This is a genomic window from Aeromicrobium sp. Root495 (assembly GCF_001426755.1).
Lineage (GTDB): Bacteria > Actinomycetota > Actinomycetes > Propionibacteriales > Nocardioidaceae > Aeromicrobium.
Map to the genome: position 1 here is coordinate 111,872 of NZ_LMFJ01000002.1, position 24,940 is coordinate 136,811.

Here is a 24,940-nt window from a genome sequence, read left to right on the forward strand (position 1 = left end):
TGGCGCTAGGCGCGTGGGAGACGCGCAAGGTCTGGGAGGACCCGCATGTTGCACTCGTCAACGCTCACGCCCGATGGGCGGCTGTCCTGCTGCGGCGCCTCACCGCTAGCGCTGCCTCTAAACGATCGCATCGCAGATGACTCTGAGAGCGTTACGTGCACTGAGCGCACGCCCGTCGCGAGGACCGATCGCAAGGGTCATCTTCGCATCGTCTCGTGATCCAGAGCTCGCGCCAGGGACTCCGCAACGGACGGGGCCGGTGCGGGAACCCTGCTCCCGGGAGTGAGCTTTGGCACGGGCAGTCAGCGCGTGCGACCGCTAGGCTGCCTCGCCCGCGACCTTCTTCGAAGCCGTGCGTGCGATCTTCTCGAAGTCGCTCGCCTTCATGCCGGATCCACCGACGCCGGCAGCTGAAAGCAGGATGACATTGTCGCCGAGCCGCGTGACGACGATCTGACCCGAGAACGGGAAGCCCGACGATTCGCCCGACAGGCTGTACGCGAGTGTCTCGTCTCCGAGGTTGGGGAAGGACATGCGGCTCACCTTGAAGGTGACCGAGTCGTCGCCTTCGCCGGCAGTGTAGGAGTTGCACGAGTCGAGCGCCTTCCGGGCGTCAGCGAAACCGTCACCGGCCTTGCCCTCTTTCGTGGTCGTGACGCTCTCGGCCACGAAGGGACCGTAGTCGCCCTGTGTGAAGGAGGCCTCTTCCTCGTCGACCTTGTTGCTCTTGACGTCGGCCGAGTCGACGAGCTCCTTGCATCCGGGATCGCCGCTCGTGAAGTCGTCGTCGCTGCTGTCGTCGGCAGGGTCCGGGTCAACCGAATAGCCAGTGGGCATGTCGTCGAGCGTCAGCACGGCCTTCTTGAGCGAGCTCTTCGAGAGCGTCGAGTACTTCGAAGAGTCATCTTTGGCCGCGGGAGCGCCAGCCCTCTTCGGAGCCTCATCACTTCCACCACTGCATGCGGACAGGGCGACCAGGAGGAGGGGCAGGAGGAGGGCAAGGCGCTTCATGACCCGCGAGCCTAGTCCGGGCCCAGGCCACCTGTCCCGGAATCGTCAGAGGTCGAGGAGCGAGAGCCGCAGGGACTGTCGTGTACGAGCCCACGCGGCTCGCTGTCGACCGAGACGCTTCACGAGGAGCGGCTCGGCGGCCAGCGCCTCCTCGCGGTCGATGAGCGCGTTCAGCTCCGTGTAGTACCGCGTCGCCGAGATGTCGAAGACCTCGCGGATGCGCGCTTCCTTCGCGCCGGCGAGGTGCCACCACATGGCCTCGAGCGCGAGCATCCTGGCGGTCGCGCTCAGAGTGCTCACGCTCGCGGCCGCCACCGACAGAAGAGCCTCGAGGACCCCTTCTGTGTCAGGAAAGCGCTCTTCGACTCACGGGAACCGGTCACGCCCTAACCCGTGTTCCGGGATCGGCCCAAAGACTGGACTCTTGCGGATAGGTCAGCCGGACCGCCCTCATCGTCGATGCGGTTGAACACTTCGACGTTCAGGAAGGCGTCGGCTTCCCGCTGTCTGCCCTCCGCCCGCAGAACCGCCGCAAGATTCAGCCGAGCGGACTCAGAGTCCGGAACGGCACTCAGTGCGATCTCCGCGGCCTTCCGAGCAAAATGGAGCTCCCCCCGGGCAATTTCGTGCGTGACAACGACGACGCTCATGTCCTCGATCATGAACGACGCATGGCTGTCGAGCGAGTCTTCAAAGACCCACTCCCATCCGCCGAGACGGAGCTGGTCGAACGGCCGGCCGGCCACGAGCCGAAGCGCCCTCCAGTAATCCTCTATGCCCTCCGGCCCCCTGGCTTCGCCCCGCAGACGCAGACGCCGGACGAGATCGATATCGACGATCACCGACGGAACCTCGTACACGCCGACTCCCCGCTGCACCGCAGACTTCGACTTGATCGCCTCAGGCAGGTACGGCATGCCCGTCAGCGGGTCGGTCCCACACCACTTCCGCAGAATGCCAACGACCGTGCTGGCTCGGTCGACGCTGATGTCGAAGGTCGCAGCCACCTGTTCCCTCGTTGCACCATGGGGACGCGTCGCGAGGTAGGCCAGGACCTCTGTGTAGTAAGCCCTTCGCCGATCTAACGCATCACCGGAGGTGGTCGCTGTGACGGGTCCGAGCAGCCGCAATCGTGGTCGCGTCGTGTTCTCGTCCGCCCATGCTGCGAGATCAGTATCCAACTCAGGATCGGATGCTCGGACCTTCTCGCTGATCGTGGTCGTGACAGCAGGCGCGAGGCGCTCGATGTCCTCTTCCGTTGCGCATCCAGCCTGCGCAATGGCCTGGTCCTCGGAATCGAGAATGGCCTCGGCAGGCTCGATGGACTGCACGCGCGGGTCGACTGTGAACTCGTCGCGGAGCGTCCCGAGCGATGTCGCGAAACCCGCCCAGGCCTGATCACCGGCGAGAGGCTCCGGCTCTACGTCGGCCGCGCCTGCCACGTGCTCCAACAACGCAGCACAGCTCTTGGCCTCTGCCGCACTCAAATGACAGGCACTGAGGTCGAGGCCCAGGCTCTCAACTCTCAGGCCGCCCGCGGCCTCCAAGGTCAATTTCTCGTCGTTGGTCTCGTCCGCACCGCCGATGATCACCAGCGCTGCGGCCGCTCGGGAGCTATCTTCAGCGATCGCCTCCCGGAAATCACTCCACAGTTCCGCGCTGCCGGCTCCCAGCGCCACTATCGAGACCCAGGGGTCTGGATCATGTCCGGTGACGCGAGCAGACACCACGTCCATGTCATAGGCGTCGAGTCGAGACCGTGTGTTCCGCGCGGCTTGAGCGAAAGACTTCGCTGTCGATTGCTGGTCGCCCGACCGAAGCCGACCTCGATTGAGCGGGATGGTTTCCTCGGCAATGTCATGCAGGTTCACCGACACGTCACGCGACCATGGGTTGCAAGCTAGCTCGGCAGCCATGTAGCGGGCCAAGCCACTGGATGCATCCGCATCGCCGACGAGCGCAAGATTGCGGCCCTCGATGTTGAGCAGCCACGTGCCGGATTCGTCGTGTCCGACGACGACGGCGAGCGGCCAGGGCGCAGAGCGATCCGGGACGTGATCCCCCAGATCCTCCAGGTCACGATTCTTGTCGACTGACCACGATCTCAGGTCCTCCGAAGCGATCCAGGCGGTCCCGGCGGGGGCAGGCGCTGCGCTTGCCAAGTTGAGAGTCACGGAGGAGCTCGTGACCTGTATCGACTCGAGATCCGGCGCGTACCCATTGGCTGCCAAGCCGGAGCTTGCCGCACGTCGCAGCATCTCGTCAATGATCATGACGTCGACCTCTGCCCGCCCACGTGCTGCCGCCGCTGACTTTTCAACGGGGCCCAGCTCGACCGTCGGAGAAGCAAGCATCAGCCCGGGCTTACGGTTCCGTCGGCGCTCGGCGTGAGCGCGGCGAAGCTTCAGCAGCAGCGCTCCCGCCAGCAGAGCGCCGCCACTGGCTAGGCCGGGCAGCATCCAGCTGGGCAGGTCTCCGTCAGCCCCGGATTCTGATGCGAGGTCCCGCTCCGCATGTGCAGAATCACCAAGGGACGACGCAGTGATCTCGGGCCATCCTGCCCCGGGCCCCTCGAGGTGCGGGCGTTTCTCCCGTGGTTCAGGCATATCCAACTGCTCAGCTGCGGCAACGTCACCGGAGATCTGCAGTCGTTGACCCGGGTAGATCTCGTCTGGGTCATCCAGCGGGGTGGGCTGGGGCAAAGACTTCGAGCGATCGAAGATCTCGCTGTAGGCGGTCGAGTCGCCCAGCTCCTCCTGGGCGATCTGGCTCAGGGTGTCGCCTCGCTCGACGGTGTACAGCCGGGGCTTCGCATCGTCTGACGACGGAACTTCGAGCAGCCAGCCGGGCCGTATGACCGACGCTGCCTTGAACACTGCGCCATCCACCATCGGCCGACCTTCGTTGAGCCTGGCGACTTCTCGCCACCTCTGCCCGTCGCCGAGGTGCCGCTCCGCGATGGACCACAGCGAGTCGCCCCTGCGGACCACGACCTGCTCTTCGACGCCTTGTTGCTGCTTGCGGTCCTCTGTCGCCCTCGGCGGCGAGACCTGATGGGTGGGCCGCGTCTGAAAGCCGTCGTGCGGCATCGTGGCGGTAGCCGCACCAGCGGGTTCAGAGCTCGAGGCGAACAGCGACGTCAGCTGAACGGAGCCGAGGACAACTGCGCCGACGAGCATGCGAGCGAGATGGCGCTGTCCTTCGAACACGCCTGGTACTTCGATGCGTCGCTCACGCGCACGCGTCGCCGTCACTGCCTCGACCGCCAGGGTGACGGTTAGCTGGGCCCAGACGACCCACGCGAGAACTGCGAGAATCCCGACGACGGCGTCATCAGTCAGCTGCGCGGTCGCACTCAAGCCCTCCGGCGGAACAGGGTCTCCGACGAATCTGACCAGCGCCCAAGGCACGCCGACCGTGATGGCCAGTACCGCCAGAAGTGCGGCAGCTCCCTTGCTGATTCGAGTCATTGATTCCGCTCCATCAATTCTGGCTCTCGTTGTTCTCGTCGATCGACATGGCGGTTGCCTCGGAATGCACGGTGTAGCCGGAGACTCCGAAAGCTCCGAGGATCACGGACTTCGTACGACTCGTCACGACGACGGTGACCTCATCTCCGCGGACTCTCACCGCTGCCGTGAGCCCTGCAGCGGCCGCGTACCGATGAGCCGCCGCACGAGCTTCGGAGGGCACGAGATCCGAACCGCCGGTGCGCAAACTGTCAGTGTCGAGCTGGTCCGCGCCCACCCGAGCTGATTGTTCTGCGACGCGCGCTGCCTCTCTCTTGGCGGCAAGTGTGTAGCCACCGTCGATCACCAGCCCGGCCACGGCCAGGATCGCGATCGACATGAAGATCATCCAGAGCGTGGCGGAACCCTGTTGCCGGCGGCTGCTCATCCGTCGGCCCGGTACTGCTCGATCGGCACGGTCGCGTCGGCAACATAGGTCTTCGACCCCGGCAACCCCGAGAGCGCCAGGTCCGACAGGCGCGCAACGCAGGTGACGCGCGCACGCACCGCGCCGCCGGGTCGCTCGTTTGTCGTGTTGATCTGCACCGTGAGCTGGGCGCACGACAAGCCCCGGTCGGCGATCGACTTCCGTGCGGCCGTTCGACCGGCCTCACCTGCCGCGGCATCATCTCGTTCGAGCGAGGCGGACCGAGCCGCCTCGAAGGCAGCCGCCGTCACCCGTTGGCTGGCGAGCGACATGCGACCAAGTCCGACGATCAGGAGCACGAACATGATCGCCAGCACGGAGCAGATCGCAAGCTCGAGCGAGTAGGACCCCCGTTCCGTCCTCGCGTTCACGGCTCCTCCACGAATCGCTCGACGGGCCCAGCGGACGTTCGGGATACTTCGGGATGGAAGCCCGGGATGAGGCTCTTCACCTTCGCCGCAACGGTCACGCTCGCGACGGTCTCGCTCCTCCTGGCGGAGATGTTGTAGGACGTGAACATGGGGCCAGCCAGCCGACCCAGATACCCCTGGGCTCGCGACCTCCCCTCGGTGGCGCTTCCATCGAAGGCGCGCGCCCGGGCCGCACCCTCATCTGCCGCAGCCTGCGCCGCGTTCTGCGCGTGCATGGTAAATCCAGTCTGAACGGCCACCATGAGGAAGAGCAGGAGAAGCGGCATGGTGATGACGAACTCCAGCACCGTCGCCCCGCGCTCGCCGTCCTTCGCCCTCAGCATGGGTTCAGTTCGTCGGGACCGAGTTGGCCGTGTCGAGGACCTTCGCCTTGAGAATGGCGAGGGCAGCGAGAGCGATGGCTGCGAGACCGGCAGCAATGAGGACTACCTCGATCGTGCTCGCACCAAGCTCGGTCCGCACCCGCTGTCGGACGTGTCTCCGGACCTGCGAAGTCCACCACGACGAGGTCGTCATCAGGATCAGCATGCTTTTTCCTTCCGTTCAGACAGCCATCACGTTGAGGACTGCCGGATAACCAATCAGGATCATGAAACCGGCGGCCAGCAGAAGCTGTGAGACCCGCATCGAGTCGTCGTTCTTGGCCGCCTCAGCCGCAGCTTCTGCCAACTGGCGCCGCCGCAAGGTCCCGGACCGTGCCGCCAAAGAGGCGCGCACGCGTGCACCGCTCTCTCCGACCAAGGCCAGCGCCGAGGCGAGGTCCACCAGCTCAGTGAGCGCGAGCTCCTCCCCCAACCGCCCTAGGGCATGCCAGGGGGTCTCACCGGTCCGGCGCGAGCGCGTGATCGTGTCGGTGATGAGCTCGAAGGTCCAACCAGACCCGATCTTCGCGCTGCTCAGCATCGCTTCGGGAACGCCGCGGCCCGAAGCGAGGGACATCGAGAAGAGCTCGAGGTAGGTCGCCAGAGCTGCCAGCATCTCGGCTCTCCTGACCGCCGCGTCGGAACGGAGTCGAGCGACTTCAAGAGCCACAGCAAGCACCGCGAGCATCACTCCTGCGGCGACCCCGATCTCGACAGGCAGATGAATTTCCGCGGCTCTCGCGAAGACAACGAGGGCCCCCGGCACCACCAGACCGACGCCGGCCGACGCCACCAGTCCTGCTAGCCACGTGTCGAGGGACCGCCCGGTGATCCGGAGGTCTGGTCCCAGCGGCGTGAGGTCGATCCCACCGCGAGAGAGACGACTCGCGATCCACGATCCCAAGCGATCGCTGCGGCCGACGTTGCCCCCATCACCGCGGCGAGGTGCCTGCCGTGCGCGTTCCCAGCGGCCCACGGTGGCAGCGAGATCTCGCCGCGTCGGCAACAACGACCTGAGCAGCAGCGCGAGTCCGAGGCCAAATCCAAGACCTACGAGCAGCATTCCGGTCATGACGCGGCCCCCGCCAGAAAGCGCTTCGGCGCTCGGTACTCACTCAGCTTCCTGGCCCACGCGAACGACGCCACGAACGTCGCCAGCACCACAAGCAGTGCAACCTGGCCCGCAGGGTGCGCATACGGCTCGACGTAGTCGCGCGCGAAGACGGCTAGCCCCGCAGTGAAGAGGAGCGTGATTCCGACGACGATCCACGAGGCTCGCCGCAGGGGTTGACGTCCTGCTTCGATGCGCTGACGCAGCTCGAGCTCGCTCCGGGCGTGTCCAGCCAGCTCGGTGAGAGCCGCGCTCAGGCCCGGCCCGCGTTGAGCAGCGTTGAGCCACAGCGCGGCGACGACGAGATCGGCCGATGGATCGTTGAGGTCGTCGCCGAATCGGAGCAGAGCATCCGGCAGCGGGATCCGTGCGCCCATGAGGCCGACGAGCCGATGAAGTGGAATGGCCAGTGCCGGAGGGCAAGCGTCGACTGTCGCGGGTATGGCCTGCTCGAGGCTCATCGAACCAGCCACAGAGTCGCGCAGGCTCTCCGTCCAGATCGCGAGGGCCTCTGCGCGCTCCACCTCTCGGTTCCCCGCGGAGGTCGCCCCAAACACTCGCGGCCAGACGAGCACGATCGCCAGCGCGCCGATCGCAGCGACCGGCCACCTCGTGACAAGGCCGACGCCGACAGCGACCGCGACTGCCGAAAGCAGGCGTCGCTGATCGGGCCGGCTCACTGTCGACCTCCGCCTTTGGGGCAGCACCCATCGCCCTTCGTACGAGGCCGAGACCAGGAGGATGCCCGCCGCGACACCCGCGCCGAGGACAAGACCGATGAGGGCACGCATCAGGCCACCCAGCCAGAACCATCGACGTCGGACCACCCGGCGCGCGCCAAGGCCTCTGCGCGGGCTCCCGACAGGAAGGCATTGACGTTTCGAACGGCAGCGCCGGCGCCCTCATCGGTGTAGATGGCAGACGCCGAGACCCTTGGTCCGTCGAATCCGTTGACCTCGAGGATCTCCCGGACGGCCCGCCTCGCTCCACCACGCCCGTCGTCTTCGACCTTCTTCACGAAGACGACGAGGTCCAGCCCAGAGGCGACCAGCTGTGCGGACGCTTCGAGGTCAAGTCCCTCCGCAGCCTGCTTCGCGTAGACGGCGATCCTGTCGAACGTGGAGCGCCCCGATCGAGCGTGGATGGTGGAGAGCGAGCCCTCGTTGCCCTGGCTCATCGCGTTGAGCATGGTCACGATCTCAGGACCGAGCACCTCACCCACGATGACTCGGTCCGGGTTCATGCGCAGCGTCCGCCGGACCAGCCTGAGCAGCGAGATCGCGCCTTGTCCCTCCGAGTTGGGAAGCCGTTCCTCGAGCTCCACCAGGTTCGGGTGCGCCTCCGGATCGTGACTGAAGCCAAGCTCAAGAGCTCGCTCCACAGTGACCACCCGATCATCGGTGTCAATCTCCGCCGCCAACGCCCGGAGCAAGGTCGTCTTGCCCGCGTTGGTGGCGCCACTGATCATGATGTTGAGCCTCGCGCGGACGGCGGCGGCGAGGAACTCAGCGATCTCCGTGCTCATGGTCCCTGTGCCCACCAGGTCCGCGAGGCCGACCTTCATGAATCGGTGACGCCGGATAGAGACCGAAGGTCGCGGAGTCACGCCTTGGATGGCCGAGAGCCGCGACCCGTCCGGCAGGCGAAGGTCGAGCTCAGGGTTGGCGACGTCGAAGGGCCGCGAGGAGAGTCCCGCATAAGCGGCCAGAGTCTGGACCTGCTTGATGAGCTCGTCGTCGGATTGAGCCACGGGATCGACGCGGCGCCGTAGGCCGTCCTTGTCCGTGACGAAGACCTGGTCGAACCCGTTGATGTCGATGTTCTCGATGTCTTCGTCGTCGATCAGGTGCTGGAGACTGCCTGCCCCGAACTGTCGGGACTCGATGGCCAGAGCAAGCTGTTCCTCTGCCTCCCACGCGGGAGGTTGCTCGCCGGCGTCGACGAGTGCGGCGCGGTGCTCGGCGATCGCTTGCTGAATGAACTGTCGGCCGGCTTGCCGCTCGTCCTCACCCGACAGCTCGCTCTCACCCCGAGCTCGGCGACCCTTCTGCAGGTCGGCGAGCAGCTGACCTGAGCGCATCTGAAGCTTCTGCACGGCTGCGACGTCGGCGTCGATCGCACTCATGTGGCGACCCCTTCGGAGACCTCAACGCCAGAGGAGGCGAGGCCATCAATGATCGTCTGCGCAGAACGGACCAGCTTGGTTCTCGCGAGCGTTCTACCTCGAGGTGATTGGCAGGACTCAATCGAGCGGACTGCCGTCGGGTCCCACGCGATGTGAAGCGACGACCTCACCGGCACGGCTGCCGACGCGAAGATGAGGTCGACGTCGGCGCGATCTGTCGTGGCGTCGCGTTCCCTCGTCACCACCACGGGCTGGACGACAGACGACCCTGAGGCGGCGAGCTGACGGGCGAGCTCCCGCGCGTGAACGACGCTGGCCGGGTCGGCACGAAGGACAAGCGCTACCGCGTCGGCCCTGCTGACCAGGGCGGCGGCAGGCGATGCGCTGTCATACCTCCCGACGTCGACGACGACGTCCACGTCCGCCATGGCGCAGGCCGTTGCGAGCGCGTCCCACAGGCCGGCCATCCCTCGGCCATGCTCTCTGGTCAGGAAGCCTGGGATGACAGCGAGACCCTCGCTGACCGTTGCGGCGAAGCTGCCCACGAGGTCAGGCCTCAGCTCACGCGTTGCTGCAGCGAGGGTCGCGACCGTCGGCGAGGCAGGGAGTGCGCCCTCCGCCGGCTTGAGCCGAATGCCAAGGTCACCTCCCGCGGGATCCGCTTCGAGCATCACCGCGGAGGTGGTGGTCGGCCAGGCACCAGCAAGCGCGAGGGCTGCAGTGGTCGCTCCGGGTGAACCTTTCGATGAGCAGACTGCGAGCAACATCAGCGGCCGCCCGCCGTCAGCTTGACGATCGCCACTCGTCCGGCAGCCGCGTACGTCGTGACCTGATCGGCATCAGCCTGCGGCAGCAGCACCGTCACGACCTTCGAGGCTTCACCACTGGACGTGCGCGAGACCGCGTACACGCGCGCGGCATCGGCCAACACCTGTGGCTGCGAGGACCCACCGCTGCCGTCGGCTGAGGCGACAGCCAGGACCCGGATGGTGTCCCCCGGCTCAACACCCGCGCCGGGCATTTGAGCATTGTTCAGGGCCAGTCCCGCCAAAGCCTCACCCGGACCGGGAACAGCCTGGTCGGTGAGCATGGTCGAGCTCAGCACCTGACCCGGGAGCATGTCGATGCTCGCCGTCTTACCGACCACGTTCGACACATCCTCTGCCGCGATCGTGTCGTCTAGCCCCGCGACCTCCTTGGTGGTCACCTCATCCCGCTGGATGACACGCCCTGCCGCGATTCGCTCCGTCGCGGCGAGCACCGTGACGCGATCACCCGCGTTCACGAACAGCACTGCGCCCGCGAGTGCGCACCCCACCACGAGGAGCAGGCCCAGAAGGGCCTGCCCACGCAGCCGACCCCTCGTCGGCAGCGACGTGCCTGCCGGACGCCGACCCCTCACTGCTGTCGTCGCTTCGTCGAGCTTCATCGGACGACCACCGACTGACGTTCAGTGACTCGCAGGTCCAGCTGCGCGGTCGGCGACGCCAACGTTCCGAGGTCACCATCGGCCTCGTCGCAGTCGCCCTCGCAGCGCCAGCTCACCCCGTAGTTCACGAAGACACGGACGCGGTACCGGTCGTTCGGCTGATGGGTCGACGTGTGCCGGAAGGTGTAACCGCACGGCGTACTCGCCTCTCGCGGAAGGTTCTTCTCCCATACGCGTCCGGGACTGTGGCACACGATCCGCTTCTCGCCGAGATCCCAGATGACAGAGAGGGGCCGCGCCTCGGCCGTGACCGTGACGTCGCCGGCCTTCGCCTTCGCCCGCCGGACGCTCCAGCTGCCCTTGTCGAGCCAGAGCCAGGTCTTCAGTCCGACGATCGCCGGTGCAGGAGCCTGCGGGCTCATCTTGATGGCGGGCGAATCGAGCCGGATCGAGTCGTAGGCGTCCTTTGCAAGGTCTGTGGCATCGACCGCGGCATTCCCTGTGCCAGGAACCTCGCCACCAGCGGGACAGTCTCCGCTGACTCCGACGATGACGCAGTCGTCGACTGGCACCTCAGGAGACGGTGTGGGACCAGCCTTGATTGGCTCAGCTCCGCCACCGTTACCCTTCGGCTCTCCGTCGTCGTGGCCGTGGATGTCGATACCTCCCCCGTCCGGAAGATCGATGTCACCTGTGCCCGCCACGGCAACGGTGGGGCTGAGAAGCACCACCGTTGCCGCGAGCACCGGGCCGACGCGCCTCAGCACGATCCCGATCCTTTGAGGTCGGCGACGCGCCAGAAGTCGACCGTCGTCCCTGCGAAGTGCGGCTTCATCGTCACCGTCTGACGCTTGGGTGACTCGTCCTGGTCGATGACCTCATCGCCCTTGAGTACCTTCAGCGTTCCGAGAGTCAGGCACTGCTGAAGCTCGATCTGCGGAGCGTCTGAGTCGAGATCCACCTCCGTCGGCACTCGCCACTCGATCTTGCTGGCGCCTTCGAGATGGATGCCCTTGTCGTCAAGTTCCTTGATCGTGCGCAACTGGTCGCTGTAGGCCGGCGAGAAGAACAGGGACCTGAGCGTTCTTCCGAGTTCCCCCGCATCAGCGAGCGCACTAGCGGGGTCGGCCTGAAGCTTCGCGACCTCGCGATCGCCGGTGTCGTAGTCGGCAAGGGCCTGCCTGACCGCTGCCTGTTCGCCGCCGCTCAAGGTCGGCGACTGCGGCGCGGGGGAGACCCGAGCACTCGCGCTCGTCTCGGAGCTGGCTGATGGAGACGGTCCCGGATCATTGTCCGCATCCATGCAGGCACTCAGAGCGACCGCCACGAGGAGGGAGGCGATGAAGATTCGTGCCCGCCGCCACCACGTCAGGAGCAGCGACTCGTTCGGCTTCCGGCTGTTGTTGTCCATATTGGCCTAGGGCTCGCCGGCGAGGTAGGCGGTCATGCGGGCGGGAGGCCCCGACCTACCCCCTCGGCGCGCGGCGCTCTCGCCTCGAAGCAAGAGCCATGACTGATACGGCATATAGACCCCCCGATCTACCGGCTGCCAGAACCGATAAATCAGATTAATCACAGGCCATACGCCTCCGAAACCTAACAGGTATGGGCATCTCGGCCCGAAACGCCAGCGCCACCCCTTCCGACCCGCAGCCGCCTCCGTCAGCGGGGTGGCCAACCGAGGCAGTCCCCGTCGACACCGCCAACCCCGTGCCACCCGGTGCATCCGGGTGTGGCCTGGACGCTCATCCTCTCCGCCGGCATCGTGCTCTCGCAGATGCCGCCCCCGCCGCCGTGTGCGCGGGATCGTTCGCACCATGGAGACCGCGCCTCCGCGACTGCTCGCCGAGGCCTGAGATGCTACCTGTAGCACTACCCGGGGAGAGAGATAGTGCGTCGCCATCTCGACATCCTGATGCACCCCTAGGAAGTCGAGATCTTCCGCGGCGTCGTCATCGTGCCGGTGCGATCCTGGCGCTCGGCATGATCACGTTCCGCCTCGTCGAGAAGCCGATCATGAAGCTCAAGCACCGCAACGACCGCGATGCGGCCGCGACCCAGGTCGGCTGTCACCGCTCAAAGCTCGTGGGTGAATCCCAGCTCGGCGAGCTCGACGAGCCAATCCGGGCGGTCCACCCCGTGGCCCACGAGGCGGGCCTGCAGCGTCAGGGCCGCTGACCAGGGCTCGGCCCAGTCGAGGCCCTCCTCCTGCGGCAGCCGCGCGGCGACGGCCTCGTCGGCGGCGAACAACAGGTCGATCTCGCGGACCACGCTGCCGTCAACGACGTGAAGCAACGAGGACACCCCGTTGACGTTCCAGTAGACCGAGACGTACGCCCCGCGCGGTGCCAGGCGCTGCGCGGTCTTCACCTGCGACCCGAAGAAGCCATAGGGCTCGGCGACCCAGGTCCAACCTGCGTGGTCGAAGGCCCACACCATGAGGGAGTCCCGGTCCTCCGCGGCCTCGCGCCACGCGTCGAACGGCTCGTCGGCGAAGCGGACGAGCCGTGACTTCTCGTCGGCCTCGAGCCGAAGCAGCGCACCCTCGGCCGAGCCCCCCGTGAACGCCGTGAGGCACCACGCATCGGCCTCCGGCTCGTCCTCGTCGTCGGCCCACGCGAAGTCGTCCTGGCTCCATGCGGCGGGCGGCAGCAGTTCGTCGTTCGAGACCAGTCCGTCGTAGACCGGCTGACCGTGCTCGGTGAGCACCTGGGCGTACGTCACGCGCGCCTGCCGGCTCATCTCCAGGGCGGCGTGGAACGCGGCGCTGCCGATCTCCACCGCTGCCGCTGCAGTGCTCGCGGCTTCCTCGGCCGCCACGTAGTCGGCGGCGGCACGCCTCAGCGCCTCCTCGGAGCCGTCCATCATCGTCGACCCCCCGATCGGCCGGGAGCTACGTCTTCTGCCCGAAGACCAGCAGCGTCGGTGAGAGGCTCGGCGGTGTGAGGCGGCCGAAGTGGAAGATCGTCGTCTTCGTGCTTCTCGTGGCATGGTGCCAGCGACTGCAGCGCGACATCCGATGACCGCATCTTCGGATCAACCCCTTTGCCAGTTTCATCTACCTGCTGCGCACCCGGCTGATGATCCTGCGGCTTGACGTGGTCGCCGGCTGCGGCCGGCGGGATCTCATGCGTGGCGCTCACATTGTCTCCTCATTCACCTGGAGTGACTCACACAGAGCCCGCTCACATTGCCCAGCCGAAGCTCAGGTGTGCGACGCAGGCCCACGTCGTCCGGTGAACTAGCGCGCTAGGCATGAGGCTAACTGCTCACGCAGAGTCGCCGGTCGAACCAGCCGCGCCGACGTCATCGTTCAGGACCGAGGTGCTCATCGAGCTCGGAAAGACCGTCGTAGAGATGCAAACGGGCGGACCTTCCGTGGCAGTCGTGCCAGGGGTAGGTCGTCAGAAACTCCGACACCTTCCTTCCCGCGCCAGGCGCCGCCGGCGGGGTAGCCAACCGAGGCTGTCTCCGATCGACGATATCCGTACGCGCTCGGCGACCTCCATCGCTGAGCCTCGACAAGGAGGCAGGCATGACCGCAGCAACAGATCTCCTCGCAGGCGACGAGATGCTGACGATCTCGGAGGTGGCTTCCATCCTCCGGACCCCGGAGGCGACCCTCCGATACTGGCGGCATCTCGGATCAGGCCCATTCAGCTTCAAGCTGGGCCGCCACGTCCGTTACTGGCGAAGCGACGTTATCCACTGGCTCGATGATCAGTCTCGTCGTCCACAGAACTCGCAGTAGCGACCCCGACGTAGCCGTCCTAGATCGATCGTGAAGCGATCGGATCGAGGGAGGAACCACCATGCCCGGCAACATCGCCCGACGGCCAGATGGCCGCTGGCGCGCGCGGTATCGGGACGAGACAGGCCGCGAACGCTCGAGGCACTTCGAGAAGAAGATCGCGGCTCAGCGCTGGTTGGATGAGGTGGCCAGCTCTGTCCTCACGGGGAACTACGTGGACCCGTCCGCCGGGCGAGTCACCTATCGCGACTTCTATGCGGAATGGTCGGCGAACCAACTCTGGCTGCCCAATTCCCGCCGCAACGCCGATCAAGCGGTCCGTTCCGTTCCCTTCGGCGACGTCCAGCTCAAGACCATCCGCCGCAGTCACATCGAACGCTGGATCAAGGAGATGTCGGAGCGCCTTGCGCCGACCACGATCAAGACGCGTTTCGTGATCGTGCGCTCAGTTTTTCGCGCCGCGGTCGCCGATCGCGTCATCGCGAGCGACCCGTGCCTGGGCGTCGTGCTGCCACGTCGGCGCAAGGCCGAAGCAGCAATGCATCTGCCGTCGGTTGTCGAGGTGGGGCGACTCCTGGCGAATGCAGATAGCCCGCGCGTCTCGACCCGAAGAGGCTTCCGCGCATACGTGGCTCTGTGTGCTTTCGCAGGTCTACGGAAGGGCGAGGCCTCCGCTGTCCAAGTTCGGGACATCGACTTCGAACAGCGCCTCCTCCATGTGCGCCGACAAGTCCAGCGAGAGTACGACGAGCTGGTTGTGCGACTACCGAAATATGGGTCAGAACGAACCATCTACCTCCCCGACGAGCTCCTCGTGGTGCTTAGGGAGCACATCATCGGCCAGCTACCCCGGGCTCACGCTGAAGACTGGCTGTTCACCGTGGACGGTGAGCCGCTGGACGACAATGCCGTCACGTGGCGTTGGCGTGCGACCCGCAACGCGGTCTACCTACCTACAGTTCGCCTCCACGACCTTCGCCATTTCTACGCATCAGGATTGATCGCCGCAGGATGCGATGTGGTGACTGTTCAGCGCGCGCTCGGACATGCATCAGCGACAACGACTCTCAGCACATACAGCCATCTATGGCCGACAGCGGCCGATCGAACACGAAACGCAGCGTCGGACCTGCTTAGGCAGTCGCTCGGCCTCACCTAGGCACGACCCGTTCCTCAGGGTTCGTTCTCATTTGGCCAAGCCACAACCGCGCCTCGCTGCAGCTGTTGCTCGTGCCATCCCTCGTGACCTACGGGCAAGACGCACCTAAAATTTCTCCCCATCACGAGGACGGTCGATGTGCATTCTGAGGTTGGAGGTCGACGCGAATACAGACGATTGACGAAGTTCGTGAACTGGCGCATGTTTCTACGCTGGCGACTTCGTCGCCTACGATGGCGACCCGTTCTCGCCTTGTGGAATACCGTCGCGATAATCCACACCCAGACCCGGACTCCGTCTGGTTGCCACGTCGCTCTGAAGGACCTGTCCGACGACCAGGCGGACGCTCACGTATTCATCAACGCATCTCAGAACGCGAAGCGTTCGTCTCGAGCAGTAGCGGCGCCGTAGACGTGTCGTCACCTACTTGTGCCGCCACAGCGGCAGCGACGTCCAGCCGTTCGGAAACCCCATGTCCGACTCGGGACTGAGCCCCTTGATTTCGGGGAACTTCTTGACCACTGTTGCGAATTTCGCAGGCCAGTTGGTCCCGGGATCCGACGACCTAAGCATGTACGCCAAGTATGCAACGTGGGGATACAACTTGCGCCGATCGACCTCGCCGTTCACCTCGGCAAGGTGTTGAAGATCGTCGCCAACCTCGGCGGGCCGGAACTCTGGCAGGGAGTAGGTAAACCGTCGATTCCACAGCCGGGAGTGGTGCGCACTCGTGTTACGCACGTGCGAAAGGTTGAGCGAGACCGGGTCGAGCGTGCGGCCGGTCTTGATGCCGAATCCCCGGGAGACCTCATTTCGATCGCCGTTGTCCATGAGCTTGTATAGCCTTACAAGTTGCCCGAAACTCATGACCTCAGTAGCGACCCAAATGGGCAGACTGCCGTCGTACTTCTCTTGAAAATGCCGGACGAAGTCTTCCGAACTCGATTCTGAGATCTGGCGATCGAGACGCTCGACCCACTCTTCGTGTCTGGTCGAGTCCTGGCTGGATCTGCGGTCACAAACCGAGGCCCGCAGATGGGTCGTGTTCAAGTGTGCGAAGCGGTCACGACGACCCAAGGCGTGAGAGACGCCGACGCGCATTCCCACTTCGAATGATTCGATCCCCTCGATCGTCACCATACGGAGTCGCTTGTCGAAGAGGTAGAGGTCGATCGCCTGGTCCATCGAGTGGTCCTGCTTAAACTCGGCGGACCGGTGCTGAACGGAAGAGTCCCGGGGCGCGTTAGGCTCGAGCAGGCGACGCATTGGATAGGTATAAGCGGACAAGCGGTAGTAGCCAATCGCTCGCAGCGCCGCGATAGCACGTTCCTCGTCGATGCAGCCCAGCCCTCGCGACTTTACGAGCTGCAGTTGGTCGACGAAGCTGAGATGCGCCTTGCTGTACTGCATCCCTCGAGCCTCGCCGTCACAAAGAAAACCGGTCCCGTACTAGCCATGAAGGCTAGCAGTGGGGACCGGTGTATATACGCTCAATGTAGCCACACAGGCCTGTGGATAACAACCTGAACCGATAATCTGTCAACCCGCGTGTCGTGAACTGCATCACATGATCGAAATCGGATCGCTCAGCGCTCGGTCGAAGTCGGGCCCTGTTGACATTTCAGTTCGGGTCGGTTGGTCTCACCTTCTAGGCACTGCCACCCCGATCTGAGTCTCGGTGCCAGGTGCCCACCAGTGCCTTCGAGTTGGTGCGGACTACTTGCGGACTAGACGGCACTCAAGGACCCCTGACCTGCGGAAACACGACTAGTCAGTAGTACCAGGGGTAGTCGGACCAGTCGGGGTCGCGCTTCTCGAGGAACTGGTCGCGTCCCTCCTGCGCCTCGTCGGTCATGTAGGCGAGGCGCGTGGTCTCGCCCATGAGCACCTGCTGGCCGACCAGGCCATCGTCGATCATGTTGAACGAGTACTTGAGCATGCGCTGGGCGGTGGGGCTCTTGCCGTTGATGAGGCGGCCCCACTCCAGAGCGGTGGCCTCGAGCTCGGCGTGGGGGACGGCCTTGTTGACCGTGCCCATGCGGACGCCGTCCTCGGCCGAGTACTCCTGGGCGAGGAAGAAGATCTCGCGCGCGAACTTCTGTCCCACCTGGCGCGCGAGGTAGGCCGAGCCGTAGCCGCCGTCGAAGCTGCCGACGTCGGCGTCGGTCTGCTTGAAGCGCGCGTGCTCGGCGCTGGCCAGGGTCAGGTCGGAGACGACGTGCAGGCTGTGGCCGCCGCCGGCCGCCCAGCCGGGCACCACGCACAGCACGACCTTGGGCATGAAGCGGATGAGGCGCTGCACCTCGAGGATGTGCAGCCGAGCCAGCTTGGCCTTGTCGATGGGGTTGGGCGGAGCGGCCTCCTCGTCGTGGCCGGTCTCCTCGTACTGGTAGCCGGCCTTGCCGCGGATGCGCTGGTCGCCGCCGGTGCAGAACGAGTGCTTGCCGTTCTTGGGGCTCGGACCGTTGCCGGTGAGGATCACGCAGCCGACGTCGGCGGACTGCCGCGCGTGCTCGAGCGTCGTGAGGAGCTCGTCGACGGTGTGCGGCCGGAAGGCGTTGAGGATGTCGGGCCGGTCGAAGGCGATGCGGACCGTCCCGTGGTCGACCGCCCGGTGGTACGTGAGGTCGGTCAGGGACTCGAAGCCGGGCACCTCGCGCCAGGCCGAGGGGTCGAAGGTGTCCGAGACGCCGTCCAGTGCACTCATGACGGCGAGGCTATCGCTGCGCTCAGGCCTCCGGGTGGCCGGAAGGCCTTCCGTCGGTGAGCGGCACGTGCGCGTGCTGGAACCGGCCGAGCGCCTCGACCTCACGCTCGAGCTGTGGCACGTGCTGCGCCGCGAGCTTCTTGACGACGCGCCAGCCGACGGGCGAGTTCACGAGCGGCTTGAACCAGTTGGCCCAGATGACGCCCTTCTTCACGTAGACGCGGGTGCTGCGCTTGGCGAGTCCCTTGAGGATCGCGTCGATGCAGTCCTCGAGCGTCGTCGTGGAGTTGGCCGGGTACGGGAGCTTGCTGCGGATGACCTTGAACGTCGGGAGGTCGTCCTCGGCGCCGCGGACGATGTCGGTGTCGATCCACGACGGGTGAGCGACGCCGACGCTGATGCCGAGGTGCGCCACCTCCTGCTTGGTCACCAGGGCGAGCGACTCGGCTCCAGCCTTGCTGGCGTTGTAGGCGGCGAGGCCGGCGAGGTTCGTGAAGGAGGCGAGCGACGCGATGACGAGCGCGTAGCCCTTCGACTTCTCCAGGTGCGGGATGCCGGCGTGCAGCGTGCGGTAGGCGCCATTGAGGTTGATGTCGATGACGCGCTCGAACGAGGCCTCGTCGATCTGGCGGACCGTGCCGTACGACGCGATGCCGGCGTTGGCCACGAGGTGGTCGATCCTGCCGAAGTGGGCCGCGGCGGAGTCGATGGCGTGGGTCACGGCTGCGCCGTCGCGGACGTCGGCGGGCCACCACGCTGCGGCGTCGCCCAGCTCGTCGCTCAGCGCCTGCAGCAGGTCGGGCTCCAGGCCGAGCAGCCCGACGCGTCCGCCCTCGGCCACGAACTGGCGAGCGACGCCCGCACCGATGCCGCGAGCCGCGCCGGTGATGACCAGGACCTGGTTGCTGAAACGCTTCGCCATGACGTCAACATACCGTCGGTATGCGAGATGTCGAGCGACTCCCCACGGCAAGTACCGACTCCCCACGGGCTGCAGGCCGTGGGGAGTCACGTTTGCCGTGGGACCGTGGTAAACCGGGTCAGGTCTGGACGGAGGCGGCGAGGGTGGTCATGTGGCCGAGCCGGGCGAGCTCGGAGGCCAGGAACGCGGGGCCGCCGTGGCGGCCGACGACCACGACGAACGTGCGGCCGTTGCGGTCCTTGGCGGGGCAGCCGGCCAGCAGCGTGGAGTCCCAGGCGTCGACGCCGTCGAGCACCCGGGTGGACCGGATGGCGAGCCAGGCCTCGGCGTCGGGCACGAGCTCGGGGGCGGTGGGGCTGGCGAACATGATGCTCGCCGCGCCGTCGGTGCGGCGCAGCGCGATGGCCCAGTCGGTGCGGAACGTGGGCGGGATGACGTTGACGAGGTGCTCGATGGCCCGCTCGGGCTCGCCCGTGAAGGTCTCGACCGCCTCGAGGTCCATGCTCAGGTTGGCGCCCTGGTTGTAGCGCGAGATCCAGTGGACACGCACGCCCTCGATGGCGTGGCACGCCGTGATGAGGGCGTCGGGCATCGTGGTGGGCGGCAGCTCGAGCAGCACGTCGTCGAGCGCCTTGCCGTCGGAGCGGTGCTCCACGATCTCGATGGCCTCGATGTCGGCCCCGGCGCCACCGAGCGCCGTCGCGAGCACACCGAGCGAGCCCGGGACGTCGGGCAGCTCCACGCGGAGCAGGAAGGCCATGGCGCCATCCCACCACACGGGTGTTTCGTCCGGGTTGCCTTTCGGCCGGTCGGAGCGTCACGTCGGACGACCTACGACGAGCTGTAGGACTTATTGGGTAGATTGACCTGCGTGACGAACCAGCCCTCACCCTCCCCCGCCGCCGACAGCGGCTCCTTCATCGACGACCCGAGCAGGCTCCGCAAGGTCTTCCTGGCGGTCGCTGCTCTCGAGGCGCTGTCCTGGGTCGGTCTGCTCGTCGGCGTGTACCTGAAGCGCGTCGCCGAGACCACCGAGGTCGGGGTCCAGGTCTTCGGACCCATCCACGGTGGCGTGTTCGTGGCCTATGTCGTGATCTCGATCATCGCCTCGCGGAAGTTCGGCTGGAGCCTCGGCACCACGGCGCTCGCGCTCTTCTGCAGCATCCCGCCGTTCTTCAGCGTCGTGTTCGAGGTCGTCGCCGATCGCAAGGGGCTCCTCCAGCCCGCCACGGCTCGACCCGCGACGGCCTAGTCTGTCGCTCGTGAGCGAGCACGCCTTCGGAGCACAGCACCTGGGACGGCCCAACGGTTCGCGCTTCATGGCCGAGCCGCCCGTCCGCTTCCTCGGCGGCCTCGTCATCCGCTCGGAGACCTGGGTCGGCGCCTTCACCGAGTTCGGTCGGAACATCGAGATCCAGTCCGCCCGCCTCGGCCGCTACGGCGAGATGGGTCCGGGCTCCCACCTGGGTGCCACGAGCCACCCGACGACCTGGATGAGCGCGTCGGCGTTCCAGTACCGCCGGAGCACGTGGGGGTGGCATCCCTCGGCCTCCGACGTCGAGGTCGTGGACCCTGAGGCCGACGGCCGACCATCCTTCCGTGGCAGCCGCGGCGAGGCGCCAGCCCAGATCGGCAACGACGTCTGGCTGGGCGCCAACGTCGTGGTGCTGCGCGGCGTCACCATCGGCGACGGCTGCGTCGTGGCCGCCGGGGCCGTGGTGACGAAAGATCTTCCTCCGTACTCGATCGCCGGCGGCATCCCCGCCCGCGTCATCCGACCTCGCCTCGACGCCGACCTCGCCGCCGAGCTGCAGGAGCTGGCCTGGTGGCGGTTCTCCCCCAACCAGCTCAGCGGGATCCAGTTCGACGACCCGCGCCGAGCCGTGGAGCAGCTGCGCGAGCGGGTGCCCGACCTCGAGCCCTACGACCCCGGGTTCACCGAGATCCGCAAGCCTGCTGCCGCCGCTCGGCGTCGGCGCAACCCCTTCCGTCGCTGAGACGCAAGATGCCCCGTGCCGCAGGTGTGGCTATGGTCGAAGGGAACGCCGAAACGACAAGGGAGCGACCGATGGGTCTCAGCAAGAAGCGCACCGTCCGCAAGCAGGCAGAGCACCGGCTGCACGATGTCCGCAAGCAGGCGGAGGATCGCCTGAGCGACGCACTCAGCCAGGCCGACGAGCTGCGTGGACAGCTGGCGGAGCAGGTCTCGGCCCGCGCGCCCGAGGTGCGCGACGCCCTGCGCGACCGCCTCGAGACGGGTGTCTCGGAGATCCGTTCGCGCTACCCCGACGTCCGCGACGCCCTCCTCGAGCGCGTGCCGGAGCTGAGCGACGAGACGTACGACAAGCTGCCCACCCGCGTGGCCGACCGGCTCCCCGAGCAGGTCAAGCCCAAGAAGAAGCGTCTGCGCAAGGTCGCCACGGTGGGTCTGCTCGCCGGCGCCGGAGCGGCCGCCTTCGCGATCGTCCGCCGCAACCAGGCCACGCCGCCCGCTCCGCCCACGCCCTTCCCGGCCCCCAAGCCCGCGCCGCAGCGCCCGCCGGCCGCCGCCACCCCCACGGGTGAGCCGCAGCCGTCGGCCCCCGCCACCGCCGAGGACATCCTCGACGAGGGCGACCCCAGCAAGGGCTGACGCAGGACCTCACGACGTGCCCCGTCAGAGACACCGGACCCGGTCTCTCTGGCGGGGCACGTTCCTGTGCGGAACACTGTGACCATGCGGTCCATCTGGCGCGGTTCCATCAGCTTCGGGCTCGTCAACGTCCCGGTCCGGGTCTACAGCGCCACCGAGTCCCACGACGTCCGCCTGCACCAGGTGCACGGCGAGGACGGCGGCCGCATCCGCTACCAGCGCAAGTGCGAGGTCTGCGGCAAGGTCGTCGCCTACGAGGACATCAGCAAGGCCTACGACGACGGTGACCGCACGGTCGTCCTCACCGACGACGACTTCTCGGCGCTGCCCGCGGAGCAGGCCAAGGAGATCGAGGTCGTCGAGTTCGTCCCGGCCGACCAGATCGACCCCATCCGTCTCGACAAGGCGTACTTCCTCGAGCCGGAGAAGAGCGCGCTCAAGCCCTACACGCTGCTGCGCCGTGCCCTCGAGGACACCGACCGCAGCGCCGTCGTCACCTTCGCCCTGCGCCAGAAGACCCGTCTCGCCGTGCTGCGGGTGCGCGACAAGACCCTGCTGCTGCAGACCATGCTGTGGGACGACGAGATCCGTGCGGCCGAGTTCGACATCCTCGACCAGGTCCCGCGCGTGAGCGCCAAGGAGCGCGACATGGCCTCCCAGCTCGTCGAGTCGCTCGCCGGCGACTTCGACCCCGGCGAGTTCACCGACGACTACCAGGTGCAGCTGCGCCAGCTGGTCGAGGCCAAGCTGGAGCAGGGCGACACCCTCGACACGTCGGCCACCTTCGGCGAGAAGGACGAGGACGGCGAGGGTGCCGAGGTGCTCGACCTCATGGAGGCGCTGCGCCGCAGCGTCGACAAGAGCAAGGAACGGCGCAAGACGCAGAAGAAGGCGTCTGGCGAGTCATCGGGCCAGAAGGCCCGCAAGAAGGCTTGAGGTGGCGCGCTCGTCGGGCCAGACGGTCACGATCGGCGGCCGCACGCTCAAGCTGACCCACCCCGACAAGGTGCTGTACCCGGCGACGGCTACCACCAAGGCCGAGGTCATCGCCTACCTCGTCGAGGTGGCGCCGCTGATCCTCCCGCACGTGGCCGGCCGCACGGCCACCCGCAAGCGTTGGCCCGACGGGGTGGAGGGTGAGCCGTTCTTCGAGAAGAACCTCCCCGACACGGCGCCGGCCTGGATCCGCCGGGTCTCGGTCCAGCACAAGAGCGGCCGCAACGTCTATCCCGTGATCGACGACGCCGCCGTGCTGGCGTGGCTCGGCCAGCAGGCCGCGCTCGAGCTGCACGTCCCGCAGTGGCGCGTCGACGGGCACGGCGACCCGCAGAACCCCGACCGCTTCGTGCTCGACCTCGACCCGGGTCCGGGAGCCGGCCTCCCCGAGTGCGTCGAGGTGGCCCACGTGGCGCGCGACCTGCTCGACGGGCTGGGGCTCGAGACCTTCCCCGTGACCAGCGGCAGCAAGGGCCTGCACCTGTACGCGCCGATGGACGGCGAGCACGACGCCGAGTACGTCAACGCGTTCGCCAAGCAGGTGGCGCAGGCGCTCGAGGGTGAGCTGCCCGACCTGGTGGTGAGCACGCAGCAGAAGGCCAGGCGGAACGGCAAGGTGCTGGCCGACTGGAGCCAGAACAACCGCAACAAGACGACCATCGCGCCCTACTCGCTGCGCGGCCGCTCGCACCCCACGGTCGCGGTGCCACGCACGTGGGACGAGATCGACGATCCCGACCTGGGACACCTCGAGATCGACGAGGTGCTGGAGCGGATCCGCGACGAGGACTTCGAGGACCCCATGGCGGCGCTCGGGCGCGAGGTCTCCTCCGGCAGCTCGGGTGGTTCAGGCGACCGGCCCGAGCCCGACCGGCTCACGATCTACCGTCAGAAGCGCGACGCCGCGAAGACCCCCGAGCCGGTGCCGACTGCGGCCGGGGCGTCGTCGGACGGGAACGTCTTCGTGGTGCAGGAGCACCACGCGTCGCGGCTGCACTACGACGTGCGCCTCGAGCGCGACGGCGTGCTCGTGTCGTGGGCCGTGCCCAAGGGCATCCCCGAGACCACCAAGAAGAACCACCTCGCCGTGCCCACCGAGGACCACCCGCTCGAGTACGCCGACTTCGAGGGCACCATCCCGAAGGGGGAGTACGGCGCCGGCGAGATGACCATCTGGGACCGCGGCACGTACGAGACCGAGAAGTGGCGCGACGACGAGGTGATCGTGGTGCTGCACGGCGCCCCCGACGGCGGCCTCGGCGGCGAGTCCGTGCAGGTCGCCCTCATCAGGACCGGCGACAACTGGCTCTGCCACCGGATGGACGTCGGGGGACGGAAGAATCGACATACGGCACCCCCGGTCGGGCCGAAGGTCGATTCCTCCGTCAGCGTGGAGCGGCCGAAGGCAGATTCCTTCGTCGAGCCGATGCTCGCCAGGCCCGGCGACGCGATGGACCTCGACGACCAGGAGGACTGGGCCTTCGAGATGAAGTGGGACGGAGTCAGGATCGTCGCCGCGTGCGACGGGGCGTCCGTCGGACTGCGCGGACGCAGCGGCAAGGACGTGACGGCCACGTACCCGGAGGTCGTCGAGGCGCTCGTGGAGCTCGACCTCCCCGACGCCGTGCTCGACGGGGAGATCGTGGCCCTCGCCGCCGGCGGTGCCCCGTCGTTCTCGCTGCTCCAGCAGCGGATGGGGCTGTCGAGGCCGGGCGACGTCGCCCGGGCCCGTCGCGACGTGAGCGTGCGGTTCTGCGTGTTCGACGTCGTTCGCCTCGACGGTCACGGACTGGCGAACCTGCCCTACGAGCAGCGACGCGCCACCCTGCTCGACCTCGACCTGGAGACCGACGACGACGTGGTGAGCGTGCCCGCGGCCTTCGACGGGAGCCTCGAGGACGCCGTGGCCTCGAGCCGCGAGCTGGGCCTGGAGGGAGTCATCGCCAAGCGCCGCAGCAGCCGCTACGTGGCCGGCAAGCGGTCGTCGTCCTGGGTCAAGCTCAAGCACCAACGCATGCAGGAGGTCGTGGTCGTCGGGTGGCGACCCGGCCGCGGTGAGCGCACCGACGGCATCGGCTCGCTGCTCGTCGCCGTCCAAGGCGAGGACGGACTCGAGTACGCCGGGCGCGTGGGCACGGGCTTCACCGCCCGGAGCCTGGAGAAGATCGGCGGGAGGCTCCGGTCGCTGGCGCGCAAGACAGCTCCCGTCGAGGTCCCGCGCGACGTGGCCAAGGAGGCCCGCTGGGTGACGCCCCGCCTCGTCGGCGAGGTGACCTTCACCGAGTGGACCGCCTCCGGCCACCTCCGCCACCCCGTCTGGCGAGGGCTTCGCGACGACAAGGGACTCGCGGACGCCGTCCGCGAGTGA

Annotated in this window: 27 protein-coding genes; 7 read left to right on the top strand and 20 right to left on the bottom strand. The window is 67.0% G+C overall.

What is annotated here, in order from left to right:
• Nucleotides 1-318: 318 nt before the first annotated feature.
• From ASD11_RS14610 to ASD11_RS14680, 16 genes are all read right to left on the bottom strand, one after another.
• Nucleotides 319-1,011, bottom strand: a complete 693-nt coding sequence (locus tag ASD11_RS14610; protein ID WP_156464804.1) for a hypothetical protein — start codon at nt 1,009-1,011, stop codon at nt 319-321.
• Nucleotides 1,012-1,056: 45 nt separating this feature from the next.
• The gene (locus tag ASD11_RS14615) at nt 1,057-1,311 is read right to left on the bottom strand and encodes a DUF3263 domain-containing protein (protein WP_327019532.1); all 255 of its coding nucleotides are present in this window, start codon (nt 1,309-1,311) and stop codon (nt 1,057-1,059) included.
• A gap of 86 nt (nt 1,312-1,397) precedes the next feature.
• Complete coding sequence (locus ASD11_RS14620; RefSeq protein WP_056289194.1) at nt 1,398-4,481, bottom strand: LysM peptidoglycan-binding domain-containing protein; 3,084 nt, start codon at nt 4,479-4,481, stop codon at nt 1,398-1,400.
• A 13-nt stretch (nt 4,482-4,494) separates the two neighbouring features.
• Nucleotides 4,495-4,908 (bottom strand): Tad domain-containing protein, encoded by a 414-nt coding sequence (locus ASD11_RS14625; protein ID WP_056289196.1) that lies wholly within the window; start codon nt 4,906-4,908, stop codon nt 4,495-4,497.
• Nucleotides 4,905-5,318: a TadE/TadG family type IV pilus assembly protein gene (locus ASD11_RS14630; RefSeq protein ID WP_082554469.1), complete on the bottom strand. Its 414-nt coding sequence runs from the start codon at nt 5,316-5,318 to the stop codon at nt 4,905-4,907. The genes ASD11_RS14625 and ASD11_RS14630 overlap by 4 nt, the downstream gene beginning before the upstream one ends.
• On the bottom strand, nt 5,315-5,701 hold the full coding sequence (locus ASD11_RS14635; RefSeq protein WP_056289200.1) for a TadE family protein: 387 nt from the start codon (nt 5,699-5,701) through the stop codon (nt 5,315-5,317). The genes ASD11_RS14630 and ASD11_RS14635 overlap by 4 nt, the downstream gene beginning before the upstream one ends.
• Nucleotides 5,702-5,705: 4 nt before the next feature.
• A complete protein-coding gene (locus tag ASD11_RS14640; protein WP_056289202.1) occupies nt 5,706-5,906 on the bottom strand; it encodes a hypothetical protein in 201 nt (66 codons plus the stop codon).
• A gap of 15 nt (nt 5,907-5,921) precedes the next feature.
• Nucleotides 5,922-6,812 carry a type II secretion system F family protein gene (locus ASD11_RS14645; RefSeq protein ID WP_156464805.1) on the bottom strand — a complete coding sequence of 297 codons (891 nt, stop codon included), beginning with the start codon at nt 6,810-6,812 and terminating at the stop codon, nt 5,922-5,924.
• Complete coding sequence (locus ASD11_RS14650) at nt 6,809-7,642, bottom strand: type II secretion system F family protein (RefSeq protein ID WP_056289208.1); 834 nt, start codon at nt 7,640-7,642, stop codon at nt 6,809-6,811. Before ASD11_RS14650 ends, ASD11_RS14645 begins: the two co-directional genes overlap by 4 nt.
• Nucleotides 7,642-8,976, bottom strand: a complete 1,335-nt coding sequence (locus ASD11_RS14655) for a CpaF family protein (protein WP_056289210.1) — start codon at nt 8,974-8,976, stop codon at nt 7,642-7,644. Before ASD11_RS14655 ends, ASD11_RS14650 begins: the two co-directional genes overlap by 1 nt.
• A complete protein-coding gene (locus ASD11_RS14660; protein WP_156464806.1) occupies nt 8,973-9,650 on the bottom strand; it encodes a hypothetical protein in 678 nt (225 codons plus the stop codon). The genes ASD11_RS14655 and ASD11_RS14660 overlap by 4 nt, the downstream gene beginning before the upstream one ends.
• A 92-nt stretch (nt 9,651-9,742) precedes the next feature.
• Nucleotides 9,743-10,405, bottom strand: a complete 663-nt coding sequence (locus tag ASD11_RS14665) for an SAF domain-containing protein (protein ID WP_056289214.1) — start codon at nt 10,403-10,405, stop codon at nt 9,743-9,745.
• Nucleotides 10,402-11,172, bottom strand: coding sequence for a hypothetical protein (locus ASD11_RS18260; protein WP_156464807.1), 771 nt, complete (start codon nt 11,170-11,172; stop codon nt 10,402-10,404). The genes ASD11_RS14665 and ASD11_RS18260 overlap by 4 nt, the downstream gene beginning before the upstream one ends.
• A complete protein-coding gene (locus tag ASD11_RS14675; RefSeq protein WP_056289220.1) occupies nt 11,166-11,816 on the bottom strand; it encodes a hypothetical protein in 651 nt (216 codons plus the stop codon). The genes ASD11_RS18260 and ASD11_RS14675 overlap by 7 nt, the downstream gene beginning before the upstream one ends.
• A 512-nt stretch (nt 11,817-12,328) precedes the next feature.
• Nucleotides 12,329-12,478, bottom strand: coding sequence for a hypothetical protein (locus ASD11_RS18265; RefSeq protein ID WP_156464808.1), 150 nt, complete (start codon nt 12,476-12,478; stop codon nt 12,329-12,331).
• Nucleotides 12,479-12,481: 3 nt separating this feature from the next.
• Nucleotides 12,482-13,273, bottom strand: a complete 792-nt coding sequence (locus tag ASD11_RS14680; RefSeq protein WP_156464809.1) for a DUF6461 domain-containing protein — start codon at nt 13,271-13,273, stop codon at nt 12,482-12,484.
• A 703-nt stretch (nt 13,274-13,976) separates the two neighbouring features.
• Here ASD11_RS14680 and ASD11_RS17865 point away from each other — a divergent pair.
• Complete coding sequence (locus ASD11_RS17865) at nt 13,977-14,156, top strand: helix-turn-helix domain-containing protein (RefSeq protein WP_235503389.1); 180 nt, start codon at nt 13,977-13,979, stop codon at nt 14,154-14,156.
• 61 nt (nt 14,157-14,217) lie between these two features.
• Nucleotides 14,218-15,315: a tyrosine-type recombinase/integrase gene (locus ASD11_RS14685; protein ID WP_056289225.1), complete on the top strand. Its 1,098-nt coding sequence runs from the start codon at nt 14,218-14,220 to the stop codon at nt 15,313-15,315.
• Between the two features lie 423 nt (nt 15,316-15,738).
• On the opposite strand, the gene ASD11_RS14690 is transcribed toward ASD11_RS14685, so the two are convergent.
• The 4 genes from ASD11_RS14690 to ASD11_RS14705 form a co-directional block, all read right to left on the bottom strand.
• On the bottom strand, nt 15,739-16,725 hold the full coding sequence (locus ASD11_RS14690; protein WP_056289229.1) for an Abi family protein: 987 nt from the start codon (nt 16,723-16,725) through the stop codon (nt 15,739-15,741).
• Nucleotides 16,726-17,086: 361 nt separating this feature from the next.
• The gene (locus tag ASD11_RS14695; RefSeq protein WP_056289232.1) at nt 17,087-18,022 is read right to left on the bottom strand and encodes a 1,4-dihydroxy-2-naphthoyl-CoA synthase; all 936 of its coding nucleotides are present in this window, start codon (nt 18,020-18,022) and stop codon (nt 17,087-17,089) included.
• Between the two features lie 22 nt (nt 18,023-18,044).
• A complete protein-coding gene (locus tag ASD11_RS14700) occupies nt 18,045-18,944 on the bottom strand; it encodes an SDR family oxidoreductase (protein ID WP_056289234.1) in 900 nt (299 codons plus the stop codon).
• Between the two features lie 118 nt (nt 18,945-19,062).
• Nucleotides 19,063-19,704, bottom strand: a complete 642-nt coding sequence (locus tag ASD11_RS14705) for a hypothetical protein (RefSeq protein WP_056289236.1) — start codon at nt 19,702-19,704, stop codon at nt 19,063-19,065.
• Nucleotides 19,705-19,815: 111 nt separating this feature from the next.
• Here ASD11_RS14705 and ASD11_RS14710 point away from each other — a divergent pair, with 111 nt between their 5' ends.
• From ASD11_RS14710 to ASD11_RS14730, 5 genes are all read left to right on the top strand, one after another.
• On the top strand, nt 19,816-20,196 hold the full coding sequence (locus tag ASD11_RS14710) for a DUF3817 domain-containing protein (RefSeq protein ID WP_235503367.1): 381 nt from the start codon (nt 19,816-19,818) through the stop codon (nt 20,194-20,196).
• 10 nt (nt 20,197-20,206) lie between these two features.
• Nucleotides 20,207-20,941 carry a CatB-related O-acetyltransferase gene (locus ASD11_RS14715; RefSeq protein ID WP_056289239.1) on the top strand — a complete coding sequence of 245 codons (735 nt, stop codon included), beginning with the start codon at nt 20,207-20,209 and terminating at the stop codon, nt 20,939-20,941.
• A gap of 71 nt (nt 20,942-21,012) precedes the next feature.
• Nucleotides 21,013-21,576, top strand: a complete 564-nt coding sequence (locus tag ASD11_RS14720) for a hypothetical protein (RefSeq protein WP_056289242.1) — start codon at nt 21,013-21,015, stop codon at nt 21,574-21,576.
• Nucleotides 21,577-21,660: 84 nt separating this feature from the next.
• Nucleotides 21,661-22,512, top strand: a complete 852-nt coding sequence (gene ku, locus ASD11_RS14725) for a non-homologous end joining protein Ku (protein WP_056290396.1) — start codon at nt 21,661-21,663, stop codon at nt 22,510-22,512.
• A gap of 1 nt (nt 22,513) precedes the next feature.
• Complete coding sequence (locus tag ASD11_RS14730) at nt 22,514-24,940, top strand: ATP-dependent DNA ligase (protein ID WP_056289245.1); 2,427 nt, start codon at nt 22,514-22,516, stop codon at nt 24,938-24,940.